Annotated in this window: 10 protein-coding genes; 5 read left to right on the top strand and 5 right to left on the bottom strand. The window is 72.4% G+C overall.

The features are described from left to right. Window positions 1-30 precede the first annotated feature (30 nt). From AB0368_RS16005 to AB0368_RS15985, 5 genes are read right to left on the bottom strand one after another with little or no spacing between them, the layout of a single operon-like run. Window positions 31-1,443 carry an FAD-binding oxidoreductase gene (locus tag AB0368_RS16005; RefSeq protein ID WP_366154630.1) on the bottom strand — a complete coding sequence of 471 codons (1,413 nt, stop codon included), beginning with the start codon at window positions 1,441-1,443 and terminating at the stop codon, window positions 31-33. A 39-nt stretch (window positions 1,444-1,482) separates the two neighbouring features. Continuing rightward, complete coding sequence (locus AB0368_RS16000; protein ID WP_366154629.1) at window positions 1,483-4,698, bottom strand: BTAD domain-containing putative transcriptional regulator; 3,216 nt, start codon at window positions 4,696-4,698, stop codon at window positions 1,483-1,485. Between the two features lie 16 nt (window positions 4,699-4,714). Then, window positions 4,715-6,721 (bottom strand): ATP-binding protein, encoded by a 2,007-nt coding sequence (locus AB0368_RS15995; protein ID WP_366154628.1) that lies wholly within the window; start codon window positions 6,719-6,721, stop codon window positions 4,715-4,717. Window positions 6,722-6,730: 9 nt separating this feature from the next. After that, the gene (locus AB0368_RS15990; RefSeq protein ID WP_366154627.1) at window positions 6,731-7,123 is read right to left on the bottom strand and encodes a hypothetical protein; all 393 of its coding nucleotides are present in this window, start codon (window positions 7,121-7,123) and stop codon (window positions 6,731-6,733) included. Beyond that, window positions 7,120-8,355, bottom strand: coding sequence for a cytochrome P450, cyclodipeptide synthase-associated (locus AB0368_RS15985; protein ID WP_366154626.1), 1,236 nt, complete (start codon window positions 8,353-8,355; stop codon window positions 7,120-7,122). The genes AB0368_RS15990 and AB0368_RS15985 overlap by 4 nt, the downstream gene beginning before the upstream one ends. A 184-nt stretch (window positions 8,356-8,539) precedes the next feature. Here AB0368_RS15985 and AB0368_RS15980 point away from each other — a divergent pair, with 184 nt between their 5' ends. The 5 genes from AB0368_RS15980 (at window position 8,540) to AB0368_RS15960 (ending at window position 14,309) form a co-directional block, all read left to right on the top strand. Beyond that, a complete protein-coding gene (locus AB0368_RS15980) occupies window positions 8,540-9,964 on the top strand; it encodes an MFS transporter (protein WP_366154625.1) in 1,425 nt (474 codons plus the stop codon). A gap of 31 nt (window positions 9,965-9,995) precedes the next feature. Beyond that, window positions 9,996-11,336, top strand: a complete 1,341-nt coding sequence (locus AB0368_RS15975; protein ID WP_366154624.1) for a carotenoid oxygenase family protein — start codon at window positions 9,996-9,998, stop codon at window positions 11,334-11,336. Window positions 11,337-11,365: 29 nt separating this feature from the next. After that, on the top strand, window positions 11,366-12,820 hold the full coding sequence (locus tag AB0368_RS15970) for an alpha/beta fold hydrolase (protein WP_366154623.1): 1,455 nt from the start codon (window positions 11,366-11,368) through the stop codon (window positions 12,818-12,820). A 107-nt stretch (window positions 12,821-12,927) separates the two neighbouring features. Beyond that, a complete protein-coding gene (locus AB0368_RS15965) occupies window positions 12,928-13,713 on the top strand; it encodes an intradiol ring-cleavage dioxygenase (RefSeq protein WP_366154622.1) in 786 nt (261 codons plus the stop codon). A gap of 95 nt (window positions 13,714-13,808) precedes the next feature. Continuing rightward, window positions 13,809-14,309, top strand: coding sequence for a hypothetical protein (locus tag AB0368_RS15960; RefSeq protein ID WP_366154621.1), 501 nt, complete (start codon window positions 13,809-13,811; stop codon window positions 14,307-14,309). The last annotated feature ends 215 nt before the right edge of the window (window positions 14,310-14,524 follow it).

Raw genomic sequence — 14,524 nt, 5'->3', positions numbered from 1 at the left:
CGGGAGGGGGTTTCCCTCCCGCCGTTTCGCTCAGTGGGTCGACGAGGGCCGGATGTTCTGGTTGAGCCGGAACAGGTTCGTCGGGTCGTAGCGGTCCTTCACCGCCACCAGCCGCTCGTACGTGTCCTTCGGGTACGAGGCCCGGACGCGGTCCTCGCTCGCCTCGCCGGTGAAGTTCACGTACGCCGCGGCATCCGGGCCCAGGGCCTCGGTCGCCGCCCGCGCCCAGTCGATCGCGGCGGGGTAGCCGTCGGCGTCCATCGACCTGGCCACCACGTTCAGGATGTAGTCGCGGTCGCGGGTCCCGAACGCCGTCGCGTCGGCGGGCACCCGGCCCATCGCGCCACCGAGGTGGTGGATGTGCAGCTCGGACACCGGGTTGGGCACACGGGCGTACGCGCCGGCGAGCGCGCCGGCCGTCGCATCGTCGAGGTCGTCGAAGAACGCGGACCGGAAGTAGTTCCACATGCCGCGCGGATACAGCGGGTCGATGATGGTCTGCATCGCGGTGTACGGCATCGGGCCGAACAGGTCGACCACCACCGGCGCCAGCTCGCGGAACGGCCGGGTGGCGGCGTCGCCGTCCTCGAGCCGGCCCGACCACACGCCGAGGACGGCCACGATCGGCTTGCCGTGCACCTCCTCCGGCAGGAACGGTGCCGGCGGCGCGGTGGTCATGTTCATCGCCATGGACAGCTCGTCCGGCGCGCCGGAAGTGGCCGAGCGGAAGCCGTGCAGTACGCGTTCCACGTCCTCGCCGCGGTAGAAGACGAGCCCGGCGTGGACGGTCGGGCCGACGTCGTGGACGCGCAACTCGAACGAGGTGACCACCCCGAAGTTGCCGCCGCCACCGCGCAGCGCCCACAGCAGCTCGGGGTTCTCGTCCTCGGTCGCGTGCAGGTAGCGGCCGTCCGCGGTCACGATGTCCGCGCCGACGAGGTTGTCGCAGGTGAGGCCGCACCGGCGGACCAGCCAGCCGATGCCGCCGCCGAGCGTGAAGCCCGCGATGCCCGTCGTGGACACCAGGCCGCCCGTCACCGCCAGGCCGAACGCCTGCGTCTCGGCGTCGACGTCGCTCCACAGGCATCCGCCCTGCGCCGTGACCGTACGCCGGCCGGGGTCGACGCGGACACCGTTCATCGGCGCCAGGTCGAGCACGATGCCGTTGTCCACCGTCGAGAAGCCCGGGATGCTGTGCGCGCCGCCGCGGACCGCGAGCGGCAGTCCCTCGCTGCGGGCGAACTCCACCACCTTGAGCACGTCCGCCACCCCGTGGCAGCGGACGATGAGGGCCGGTCTCCGGTCGTGCGCGCCGTTCCAGATCGACCGGGCCTCGTCGTAACTCGGGTCGCCCGGGCGGATCAGCTCGCCCCGCAGGGCCTGCGCCAGCTCGCCCAGCGTGGCCTCGCCGAGGGCACCGGAGCGTGTTTGTTCCGTGGTCATGATGACTCCTTGTCGCGTCTGCGCTGTTCGGCTCCGACGCTAGGAACCCGGCCTTCGCAACGGCTTAGCGTCGCTTAGCGGCAACGCCCCGACCCGGGAGATGCCGACCTCGGAGCGCAGGCGGTGGAACAGGTCGGCCGCGGCACGTCCGTGACGCGCGACGGCCTCCCGGTCGCCGTCGTCGCGGGCGAGTTCGGCGGCGAGCAGCCGGGACCACGCCACGAGCCGCAGGTAACCCTGGGGCTCGAACGCCTCCACCGCCTGCTCGACCAGGACCCGAGCCTGGTCCCGGGCACCGGCGAACATCTCGACGACAGTCAGGTTGAGCAGTGCGCCGCCGACGCCGGGTCCGTCGTCGACGGCTTCGCCCCGGTCGAGGGCGGTGCGGGCGAGCCGGCGTCCCTCGGCGACGTCGCCGGCCGCGGCGGACAACAGGCCCAGGTTGGCCAGGCTCAGGTTCTCCCCGCGCCGGTCGCCGAGCCGCTCGCGCAGCCGCAGTGCCTGCCGCAGATGCCGCTCGGCCGGGTCGAACAGGCGGGCGTCCCGCTCCACGCAGCCGAGGTGGTTGAGCGCGTGGGCCAGGCCGGCGGCGTCGTCGATCCGGGCGAACGCCTCGACGGAGCTGTGGACGGTCTCCAGTGCACCGGCCAGATCGCCCGCGAGCCGACAGACGTAGCCGAGCGCGGAGAGCGCGTACGCATGGCCCTGCACGGCGCCGACGCGCCGGCCCAGCAGCCATGACTCCTCGAAGACCGGCACCAGGGATTCGCCGACGGGTGCCAGCGGCATGCAGAACGTCACGGCCGGCAGGAACGGCGCCGCCGCCGGATCGACGTCGTTCAGCCGCCGCAGGCACGTCGCGAACCGCCGGCGGGCTGTGCGTACGTCCTCCCGGAAGAGTGCGGCGAGCGCGGCCAGCCAGTGCGCCGTGGCCGCGACCGGCGCGGCGGGCGGCGCCCCATCGCCGGCGAGGGCCGCCTCCACGACCCGTTCCACCTCGTCGATCTCGGCGACGCCGACCAGCAGGATGCCGCGCATCAGCCGCGCCCACGTGACGTCGGCCGGCGTACCCGATCGCTCGGCGGCCGCGACCGCGGCGGCACCCAGGCTGGGCAGCCGATCGCTGAGACCCCGGCGCGCATCCAGGATCGCGAGCGCGAACACCGCGCGGGCCCGCTCCGGCGACGACTCAGGCGCCACCGCGAGGATGCGCTCCAGCCACCCGGCCCCCTCGACGAAGTGGCCCCGGGCCAGCCAGTAGCGCCACAGGCTCACGCCCAGCAGCAGCGCCTGCCCGGGGTCGTGTCGCTCTGCCCAGCCGAGCGCGGCGCGCAGGTTGTCATGGTCGATGTCCAGCAGCTGCGGGCGTTCGACCACGATCCCCGGCGCGCGGTCCGGATCGTTGTCGATCGCGAGTTCCAGGAAGTGATCGCAGTGCGCGGCGTCGAAGGCCGCCGCCTCCTCGGCCTCGGCCAGCCGTTCCCGGGCGAGTTGCCGGATCGTCTCCAGCAGCCGGTACCGGGAACGGTCGCCGGCGCGCTCGATCTGCACCAGCGACTTGTCGGCGATCCGGCCGAGGCAGTCCAGGATCTCGGCGCGCGGCAGCAGCTTGTCGGCGCAGACCTGTTCGGCCGACGGCAGCGAGAAGCTGCCGGCGAAGACCGCCAGCCGGCGCAGCAGGATCTGCTCGTCCTCGGCGAGCAGGGCATGGCTCCACTCGAGCGTGGCCCGCAGCGTCGCGTGCCGGGTGAGCCGGCCCCGGCGGCCGAGCAGGGACAGCGCCTCGTGCAACCGCTCGGCGATCTCGACCGCCTCGAGATGCGACATCCGGGCCGCGGCCAGCTCCAGCGCGAGCGGGATGCCGTCGAGGCGGCGGCAGATCTCCACGACGGCGGCCGCGTTGCCGGCGTCGACGGCGAACCCGGGGCGGACGTCGCGGGAGCGGTCGAGGAACAGCCGCACCGAGGGCAGGGTCGCGAGGCGGCCCGGGTCGCCCCAGTCCGCAGGGCCGGGCACCGTCAGCGACGGCACCCGGAAGGTGACCTCGCCCGGCGCGTGCAGCGGCTCCCGGCTGGTCGCGAGCAAGGTCACGCCCGGACAGGTACGCCGGACCGCCCCCACGAGGTCGGCGCAGGCGGTCAGCAGATGCTCGCAGTTGTCGAGGATCAGCAGCAGCGTCCTGGGCGCCAACCGGCCGGTCAGCGTCCGCAGTGGATCGGGGCCGGCCGCCGGGTCGAGGCCGAGCGCTGCCGCCACCGCGTCCGCCACCCGGCGTGGGTCGGCCACCCGGACGAGGTCGGCGAACCACACCCCGTCGGGGTACGAGCCGAGCAACCGGCGGGCGGCCTCCTCGGCGAGGCGGGTCTTACCGGCGCCGCCGACCCCGGTCAGCGTGAGCAGCCCGCCCCGGTGGAGCAGGCGATGCACGTCGGCGATCTCCCGCTCCCGGCCGACGAAGCTGGTCAGCGCCGGCGCGAGATTGTGCCGCGACGGAGGCGGCCGCGACTGCCGCTGCTCGCCCCGGTCCCCGGTGAGCAGGTCCCGGTAGAGCTGCCGAGTCTGCGGGTCCGGGTCGCTGCCGTACTCCGCGCGCAGGTCGTCGCGGAGCCGCTCGTAGCGGGCAAGGGCCTCCGGACGCCGGGCCGCGGCGGCGAGACGACCCATGAGGCCGCGGACCGCGCCTTCGTGCCGCGGATCGATGGCGAGCGCCCGCTGCAACGCCGCCAGGGCTTCCGCCTCGTCCGGCCCCGATCCGGCCCGAGCCGCCAATTCGACCAGGAGTTCACAGAGGAGTTCGCGCAGCTCCTCGCGCCGCCGGACCGCCCAGTCCTCGAACCGGTCCTCGGGGAGCAGGTCGCCGGCGTACGCGCCGACCGCGGCGCGCAGCTCCACCAGGTCGCCGCCGGCCCGGGCGGCCCCGGCCAACCGCTCGAAACGCTGCACGTCGACGTCGACGAGGCCACCCGCGTGCAGCACCACCACATCGTCGTGCAGCTCCAGCAGCCCGGCGTGCGGTCCGGCACCGGCGAGCACCCGCCGGGCGACGTGCAGGACCTGATGCAGATTGTTGGCGGCCGACGCGGCCGGCCGGTCCGGCCACAACAGGTCCAGCAGCACGTCACGGTGCATCCGCTGATCCGGAGCCAGGGCGAGCAGCTTCACCAGCGTACGGGCCCTGCGCAGCCGCCACTCGCGGGCTTGGACGGGTGTCCCGTCCCGGTCCACGTCGAACCCACCGAGCAGCCGGATCTGCACTGGCCGACCTCCGGCCTCAGCCTAGCGGCGTCCCTTCGAGCTCCCAGCGCCACAAAGCGTCGCAAAGCAGGTCCAGGCCCTGCCTCAGATGGCGGCGGTACGTGCCGTACGGAAGGCCGAGGCGGCGGGCGGCGGCCTCCTGGGTGGGCGCACCGGAGAAGTAGCTCGCCGCGAGGGCGTCGCGGGCGCGTATCCCGCGGGGGTCGCGGGCGATGTCGTCCACGGCCTGGCGCAGCAGGTCCCGCAATTCCTCGACCGGATCCGCGAGGTCGGCGGCGAGTCGGACCCGGATCAGGGCGCAGACGGCGAATCCGGCCGGGTCGCGCCAGTGCGCCAGGGCCTCCCGAACGGCCCGGTCGAAGACGGTACGCGAGACTCCGGCCGGTCCGGACTGCACGGGCGCGGCGGTGGCGGTGATGAAGTGGCGCAGCCAGGTCTCGACGGGCACCTGCCGCCAGTCGACGCTGAACAGCCCGTACGTGTGCTCCCCGACGCGGGGCCGCGCACCGGTGTCGGCGAGCGTGCCGTTGACCCGCGCGGACCAGGCCTCGGCGTCGCGCCATACTGCGAAGCCGTACGCGCGACCACGCGCCCGGGCGGACTCCGCCTGAGCCCGGGAGCTGCTCAGATCGATGACGCGCGAGGGGACCTGGTACCGCTCGGGGTAGACCGAGAAGCGGCTGACACCGATGTGCTCGCCGGGGCGCACCGGCGCGGTGGCGTCGGCGTGTTCCCAGGCCGCCGCGACGACGGGATCGGTGGCCAGGTCCCGGGGATCGGGCGGGGCCGGCAGGGCGAGCCGGGCCGTGAACGCCACGGTCCTGCCGGTGCTGACGAGGCGATAGACGCTGAAGGCCTCGGGCTGGCGCTGCACCCAATAACGGACCAGGTCCGCGGAGGCGGGGCCCTCGGTCTCCTCGGCCATGCGCAGCACGACGTCGACGTCGTCAGGGTGCAAGGGACGGTCGTGCACCTCGTCCTCGCGGGACCACGTACGCAGTCGCGCCACGGTGTCCACCTCGCGGAAGAGGTAGAAGAGATCGTCGGTGACGGTCCAGACCCGTTCCTCGGGTGCCTCGCGCAGGATGCGCAGATACTCGTCCGCCAGCCGCTCCCGCATCGCCGCGAAGGCGTTGGGCGCCCGCCAGCGCAGGTCGGCGGCGAGCGTCTCCCGCGCGGCGTCGTGCGGGTGGAGCCCCCGGTGGGTCGACTCCACGAACGGCAGGTCGCGCAGCCAGGAGAAGAGCGCGTGGGTGTCCTCGTCGGGCAGCACCGCGGCGAGCAGTTCCTCCGAGGTCGAATGCGCCTGGGCCGCGACCTCCAGGGCGCGGCGGTGGGCGGCCGTGGGCACCTCTCCGATCAACCCCGCCAGCAGGGTACGCAGCACGTCGGCCGAGGGCGCCCAGATGTCCTCCCTGCTGCAGCCCGCCGATCCGGCCGCGGCGGCGAGCGACAGTGCCAGCGGGTTGCCTCCAGCGAAGCGGAGCACCCGTTTTCGCAGTTCCGGCCTGATCCGCGCCGCGGTCAGCAGGGTCCGGGCCTGGTCGTCGGAGAACGGCTCGAGCTCGCTGACGTCGAGCAGTCCGGTCCAGGCGGGATCGGCCGCCCACTGCGCCTCGGGCGGCAGGCGACCCGCCAGGACGACGAGGGCGCCGGCCGCGGCGCGTGGCAGGAAGCGTTGCCACAGCCAGCTCTCCAACCACTGGCAGTGCTCGAAGGAGTCCACGAACAGGACCGTGCCGGGAGCGGTCAGGAGCGGACCGGCCGCGTCCTCGAAGTCGGCCGGATCCCGGCTGACGAAACGACCGTCGAGCTCGATCAGCCGCCGCCCCGCCGAGCGGGCCTGATCCGCCAGGCGCCGCAGGAGCGCCGACTTCCCGATGCCGCCGGGCCCGAACACGTAGAACGCGAACGGTGCGTGCGGATCCCCGGTCAACGCCTCCGCGAAGCGACCGAGTTGCTCTTCCCGGCCGATGAAGGCCCGCACCCGCGCGCTGCTCAATTTCTCTGCCACGGACACCACGACGGCTCCTCAGTTGATGAGTCCCAAGTTCTTGTCGTCGTCATGGCCGGCGACCAGGAGGGTGGTCTCCTCGATGCGGTGGAAGCGGCCGTCGGGGGCGTACTCGCCGAAGAGGTAGACCTCGGTGCGGGAGGTACGGCCGTTGTGCTGGGTGATGGTCACGGTGTGGCGGTCGGCGTAACGCAGTCCGTCGCGGAGCTCGTCGTGGACCTCGACGTTCCCGCTGCGAACCAGGCCGCGCAGGGTCGTCATGTGCTGGACGAAATCGGCGCGGTCGCTCCAGACGCCGTCGGTGCGCTGGCGGTAGCCGGGGGTGAAGTGCCGGTCGATCGCCTCGGCGAGCTCGAGGCCGGGCGTGAACAGCAGGTCATTGAGGGCGCGGGTGATGTCGGTCGGCGTCATCGCCTTGCAATCTCCTTGGTGGGGGTGAAGTCCAGGGACAGGGATGCGGGGCCGCGGGTGTACAGGCCGGTCTCCCGGTAGCGGAACCCTGGGCTGTAGCGGAGGTCGTCGAGCAGGGGCAGCAGCATCGCGGCGACGGTCTCGATCTCGGCGCGGGCGAAGGCCGCCCCGATGCACTGATGCAGGCCGGTGCCGAAAGCCAGGTGCTGTGCGGCGGCGGTGAACGAGCGGGCGCTGCCCAGATCGGGGCGGTCGATGTCGAAGACGTCCGGGGCGGCGAAGGCGTCGGGATCGCGGTTGGCCGCGCCGATCATGCAGAACACGGTGGCGCCCGCCGGAACGGCCGTACCCGTGAACACGGCGTCCTTCTCCGCCTGGCGAGGAATGAGCTGGACCGGCGGGGTGTAGCGCAGCGTCTCGGCGATCGCGGCCGGCAGCAGCGCCGGGTCCCGGCGGACCCGGGCCAGCTGCCCCGGATGGTCGATCAGGTGCCGGAAGAGCAGGGCAAGGGTCTTGTCGGCGGGCTCGGCGGCGGCGACCAGCACGTTGATGAGCAGCGCGGTGACGTCGCGATTGCTCAAGGCGATGCCGTCGAACTCGGCGGCGCACAGCGCCGATATGAGGTCTTCCCCGGGACGGCAGCGGCGCTGGTCGATGATCGGAGCGAGGTAGGCCTCCAATTGCTCGGCGCAGTCCAGGCAGTGCCGGCGGCGTTCGGGGGTGAGGGCCATGCTCGTGATGAACTCGGCGACCCCGCTGTGCCAGGCGGCGATCCGCTTCCAGTCCTTGCGGTCGAGGCCGAGGACGTCGAGCGTCACGTGGACGGCGAAGGGCTTGCCGAAGTCGTTGACCAGGTCCACCCGGCCCCGGCGGAGGAACGGCGCGATGAGCTCGGCGGCGTTGGCACGGATGGCTCGAGTCTGGTCCGCCAGGGCCTGCCCGGTGAATCCCCGCACGACGATCTTCCGCTTGGCGGTGTGCTCGGCACCGGTCATCTGGGCCAGGACCGGTCCGCGCATCACCGGCTCGGCGCGTACCTGCAGCGTCTCGGTGCTGAACGCCTCGTGGTCGGACAGGACGCGCTTCACGTCCTGGTAGCGGGACAGGAAGTAGCTGTCGATCGACGCCTCGTAGTGCACCGGCGTGTGCTCCCTCAGCCGCGCGAAGTACCGGTAGGGGTCGGCGGCGAAGTCCTCGGACAGGATGCTGAGGTCCGTCTCCCGCGACACCATGCACGCTCCCATCCCCGACGCCGGCGAGGTACACCGTAGAGGACGGCATCGACCTGCCCTTTTGCTCGCCGGACGGGTGTGCGGACGGGCAACGCGACCGGCGGACAGGTGTGGACAGGTCTGGACAGTTCCCGTCCTCGTCAGGTCTGGAAAGTGGACAGCGCCCGAACCGAGGCTGTGCGCCATGAAGTCTTATCCAGCCTGGGTCGTGCTGACGTCGCTCGCCGCGGCGCAGTTCACCGTCATGCTCGCCACCTCGATCGTGAATGTGGCGCTGCCGCAGGTGCGCGCCGGAGTGGGCCTGTCGGACGGCGGCACGACGTGGGTGGTCAACGCCTACGGCCTGGCGTTCGGGGCGCTGCTCCTGGCCGGAGGCCGGGCTGCCGACCTGCTCGGCGGCCGCCGGGTGCTGATCGCCGGCCTCGCCCTGTTCGCTGCGGCCTCGCTGGCGGCGGGACTGGCCGTCTCCCCGGGTGCGCTGATCGCCGCTCGCGCCGTACAGGGTCTTGGCGCCGCCACCATCGCTCCGGCCGCGCTCGCCCTGGCGGTGGGCGTCTACCCGTCCGGTCCCGGGCGCGGCAGGGCACTGGCGGTGTGGGGCGCGGTCTCCGGCGCGGGGGGAGCGGGCGGTGTTCTGCTGGGCGGCGTGCTCACCCAGGCCTTCGGCTGGCCCTGGGTCTTCCACTCCGTCGCGCTCGCGGCGGTGCTGGTCCTGGTCGCCGTGGCGGCGCTCGTGCCATCGGCTGCCGGCCGCAGCGCCGGGGGATTCGACCTTGTGGGCACCGCCGCCGTCACCCTCGCCCTGACCTGCCTGGTCTGGGGGCTGACGACCGCTCGCGGCGCCGGGTGGACCGACGCCCGGGTGCTGGGAGCGCTCATCGGCGCCGCCGCGTTGCTCGCGGCGTTCGCCGTGATCGAGCGTGGCCGGCCGGACGCGCTGATTCCACCGCGGCTGTTCGCCACCGGCCGGGTCGCCGCGGCCAACCTGCTGATGGCACTGCTGGGCTCCGTGTGGATCGCCCTGTTCTTCTTCCTGCCGCTCTACCAGCAACAGGTTCTCGGGATGACCCCGCTTTCCACCGGTACGGGTCAACTACCGCTCGCCGTGGCCATCATGCTCGGCGCCGCCGTGGCACCCGGCATCACCCGGCGCATCGGCGGCACCGCGACCGTGACCCTGGCCCTGCTCACCGAGGCCGCCGGCATGGTGTGGCTGGCACGGATCAGCGCCGACGGCAGCTACCTCGCCGACGTTCTCGGCCCGAGCATCCTGGTCGGCCTCGGCCTGAGCACCGCCTTCGTCCAGCTCACGGGCCTCGCCGTGGACGGCGTCCCGCCCCCGGACGCGGGTCTGGCCGACGGGCTGGTGAACACCACCCGCCAGGTCGGCGGCGCGATCGGCCTCGCCGCGCTGGCGACCCTCGCCGGCTCCGTCACCGCCCACGCATCCGGCCATCAGCCCCCTCCGGAGGCCCTCACCGCCGGTTACCGGGCCGCCTTCGCGGTCTCGGCGGCGGTCCTGGCCGCCACCGCACTCCTGGCCTTGCCCCTCACCCGTACGACGCCGCGCCTTCCGGACCGGACGACCGACTACGCCCCCGTCGCCTGACAACCACCTGATGAGAGTCGAGGACCCGAAAATGACCAGCAAGCCGTACCTGACCGGGCACTACGCCCCGGTCGCCGACGAGATCACCGCCGTCGACCTCACCGTCGAGGGCACCCTGCCCCCCGAGCTGACCGGCCGGCTGATCCGCAACGGCCACAACCCCAAGCCCGGCGTCACCCCGGCCCACTGGTTCAAGGGCAGCGGGATGGTCCACGGGGTCCGCCTGCGTGACGGGCGTGCCGAGTGGTACCGCAACCGCTGGGTGCACACCCCCGCCCTGGACGGCGCCCCGTACCTGACCGAGCAGGGCCCGGACCTGACCGCGAGCGCCGCCGGCACCCACGTCATCGAGCACGGCGGCCGGCTGCTCGCGCTGTGCGAGGCGAACCTGCCCTTCGAACTGACCCCGGACCTCGAGACGGTCGGCGCGTACGACTTCGGCGGCCGGCTGCGCACCGCCATGACCGCGCATCCCAAGGAGGACCCGGCGACGGGGGAGCTGCACTTCTTCGGCTCCTCGCCGTTCCCGCCCTTCCTGGTGTACCACGTCGCGGACGCCAAGGGGGAGCTCGTCCACACCGCCGAGATCCCGGGTGCGACCGCGTCGCTGAAGCACGACTTCGCCATCACCCGGCGGCACGTGGTCTTCGTCGAGGGCAACGTCACCTTCGACCCCGAAGAGCATTCCGGCATTCCGTACGGCTGGAGCGACGACCAGCCGTCCCGCATCGGTGTCATGCCCCGCGGGAGCGACGGTGCGCGGCACATCCGCTGGTTCAGCATCGAGCCCGGCAACATGCTGCACGTCGGCAACGCGTACGAGGACGGCCAGGGCCGCATCGTCCTCGAAGGCCCCACCGTGGACCGCGAAGGGTTCCAGCTCTCCTGGAACTGGTGGGTCGGCGCGCCCGGACGTGGCACCGAGCCGAACACCCGCTCGTACACCCGATCCTGGGTGATCGACCTCGTGGCCGGAACCGTCGACGAGCAGATCATCGACGACCTCGCCGTGGAGTTCCCGACCCTCAACGAGAAGTACCTGGGCGCCGAGAACCGCTACGGGTACGCGGTGTCCTTCCCGGACCAGGAGGGCTTCGGCGGCTACGGCGTCGTCAAGTACGACCGCACCACCGGCGCCCGCCGCATCCACCACGTCGGCGACGCCCGGCTGCCCAGCGAGGCGGTGTTCGTCCCCGCGGCCGGCGCCACCAACGAGGACGACGGCTACCTGCTGACCGTGATCTCCGATCTCAAGCAGGACGCCTCGCAGCTGCTGGTCCTGGACGCCGCCGGCCTCGAGCGCGTCGCCACCGTCCACCTTCCCCGCCGGGTCACCGCCGGCATCCACGGCTCCTGGGTCTCCGACAGCTGACCCCGTTTCCTTCCCTTCTTGGAGTTCCCATGCCTTACACCCTCCGCCGGCTGCTGACCGCCGCCGCGCTGACCCTCGGTCTGCCGATCGCGGCCGTCTCGCCATCACCCGCCGTCGCAGCCCCGGCCGCCTCCATCCGCTGGAGCGCCTGCGCCCAGCCCGAATTCGCCGCCGCGCAGTGCGGCACCGTACGGGTACCGGTCGACTGGTCCAAGCCACGCGGCGCGACCGTGACGCTGTCGCTGGTGCGACGGCCCGCCGACGACCGGGCTCACCGCATCGGCACGCTGATGCTCAACGACGGCGCCGGCGGCTCGTCCATCGAGCAGCTGCGCCTGGCCCTGCGAGCCGGCCTGCCCGGCAACGCCGGGGCGATGACCCAGCGCTTCGACCTGGTCGCGCTCGACCCGCGCGGCGTCGGACACAGCACCCCGATCCGCTGCCAGGCCCCGATCAAGGCAGCGGGCGTCACCCGCTTCCCGGCCGACCGGGCCGCCTACGACAGGCTCGTGGCCGACAACAGGGCGTTCGCCGACGACTGCCGGCGCCGCAACGGCTCCCTGGTCGACCACCTCGACCTGACGAGCACCGCCCGCGATTTCGAAGCGGTCCGCGTCGCCCTGGGCGAGCGCCGGCTCAACTGGTACGGCATCCACTACAGCACCCTGCTCGGGCGCACGTACGCCGCGCTGTTCCCCGGCCGGCTCCGCACCATGACCCTCGACACCGCCCTCGACGACACCGTCCCGCTGGTGTCGCGCATTGCCGCCGAAGCCGCCACCGCCGAGAGCGCGTTCGACCGCTTCACCGCCTGGTGCCGGGCCACCGGCACCTGCGCCCTGCACGGCCGTGACGTCGCCGCCGACTACGACGCCCTCGTCGCCCGTGCCAACGCCCACCCGATGCCCGTACCCGGCGGCAGCCACCCGCCGGTGACCGGCGAGGACATCCAGGCGGCCACTCAGGACTACCTCAACATCTCGTTCCTGTACTGGCCGATGCTCGCCACCGCCATCACCCACGCCACCGCCGGCGACCCCACCGATTTCACCGCCGACCCCGACGACACCCTCGACCCCGTACAGCTCCAGGTCACCGCCTGCGCCGACACCTCCGCCACCGCAACGTACGACCAACTGGCCGGCCTCCAGCGCATGCTCCGGCAGATCTCCCCGCACCTGGGCGGCGCCGTACGGTCCTGGAACGCGCTGACCGGCTGCCTCGGCCGGCCCACCCGTCCAACGCCGGTCACCCCGCCGGTCACCCACGCGCCCAGCACCCTCGTCGTGCAGTCCACCCACCAGGCGCTGGCGCCGTACGCGGCCGGCTTCAGCCTCGCCACTCAGCTCCCCGGCAGCGTCGTGCTCTCCCGCGAGGGCGACGACTACAGCATGTTCCTGCTCTCGGGCTGCGTACGCGACCACGTCAACCGCAACCTCACCGACCGCAAGCTGCCCGCGCCCGGCACCACCTGCACCGACTGACAACCGGGGCTCGAAGGTTAACAACCTTGACGGCATTGACGTATAGCTATGGATGCGCCCTTTTCGCTGGGATGGAACGCGACACATCCGATCGGAAGGGGCCATCCGTGGAACACGACCACGACAACGACATCTTCAACCGCGGGCTCGAGTTCGACCTGGCGACCCTGCTGCAACGCCGCCGGGTGCTCGGCCTGATCGCCGGCGTCGGCGCCGGAGTTGCCGGCCTGGCGACCTTGGGGGAGTCGCCCGCCGCCGCGCAGGCAGCCGCCTGTCGCACGATCCCGACGGAGACCGCGGGCCCGTTCCCCGGCGACGGCTCGAACGGCCCGAACGTCCTCACCCAGAGCGGCATCGTGCGCAGCGACCTGCGAACCAGCTTCGGCACCGGCTCCGCCACAGCAGGCGGCGTCAACCTGACGCTGAACCTCACGGTGCTCTCCGCCGGCACCTGCACGCCGTACAGTGGAGCGGCTGTTTATCTTTGGGCCTGCGACCGTGAGGGCCGGTACTCGATGTACTCCCCGGGTGTGACGCAGGAGAACTATTGCCGGGGCGTGCAGGCGGCCAACTCCAGCGGACAACTGACGTTCACGACCATCTTCCCGGGCTGCTACACGGGCCGCTGGCCGCACTGCCACTTCGAGGTGTATCCCAGTATTGCCAGGGCCACTTCGGCGAGCGGAAAGCTGAAGACGTCGCAGCTGGCCTTCCCCGAGGACGTGTGCCGCAGGGTGTATGCGACCGCCGGTTATCAGGCCAGCGTGAACAACCTCGCGCGCGTTTCGCTGTCCACGGACGGGGTTTTCCGGGACGGGTACAGCCAGCAGATGGTCACCATCTCCGGCAGCCCCAGCGCCGGATACATCGCCAACCTGACGGTCACCGTCTGACCCCTCTCCTTGCTCCAGGTCCGGCCGGTGTGCCGGGCCTGGACTCGGCGGCTCCTTGGCACGTATCCGTGATCCCCCGGGGCCGCGGAGCCGTGATGCTGAGTCCCATCAGCGCATCACCGCCCAAGGAGAAGACCGTGAACACCCGTACGCCGCTCGTCCTCGCCGCCGCCGCTCTGACCGCTCTCGTCGTCACCGGTTGCTCGAGCAACGACGCCCCCACTGCCGCGCCGGCCACCGCCGCCACGCCCGCGGCCGGCGGCACCACCGCAGCTTCCGTCGCGCCGGTCGCGAGCAAGCGGCCCACGACGGCCAAGCCGGCGGGCGGGACGGGCTGTCCGGTGTCGGAGGCGACGCTGCTGCGGGCCTTCCGCGAGAGCGACGTCGCCAAGGCCCTGGCGCCGACCGAGACCCTGACCGGCATCACCTGCTACAAGGGCTTCGCGCTCGGGCTGACCCACCCGGAGAAGGTGGACAACGCCGAGGTGGTCTTCGAATACAAGGGCGGAGCCTGGCACGCGGTCAACGGCGGCACTGCCGACTACTGCGACGGCATTGTCCCGGAGGCCATCCGCCCGCACCTCAAGCACTGCTGAGCCGGCACGCTCTTCGTACTGCTCAGTGAGGCCCCGGCTCTCCTTGTGAGGGAGTCGGGGCTTCGTCGTGTCTGGCCGGGCTGTGGGTGGGTGCGCGTGGAGGTACTGGCAGTACCGGGAACAGCAAACACTGCCACGCCGACGTCGTGGGCCTGTTCTATGGGGTTACCGCCGGCTGGACGGGTATGCCGGATCCGAGACACAGATCGCCGTGG

Origin of the sequence: Actinoplanes sp. NPDC051475 (assembly GCF_040689425.1) — a bacterium.
GTDB lineage: Bacteria > Actinomycetota > Actinomycetes > Mycobacteriales > Micromonosporaceae > Actinoplanes.
Note: the sequence above shows the minus strand (reverse complement) of the source record. Positions and strands in the feature narration are given on the sequence as shown.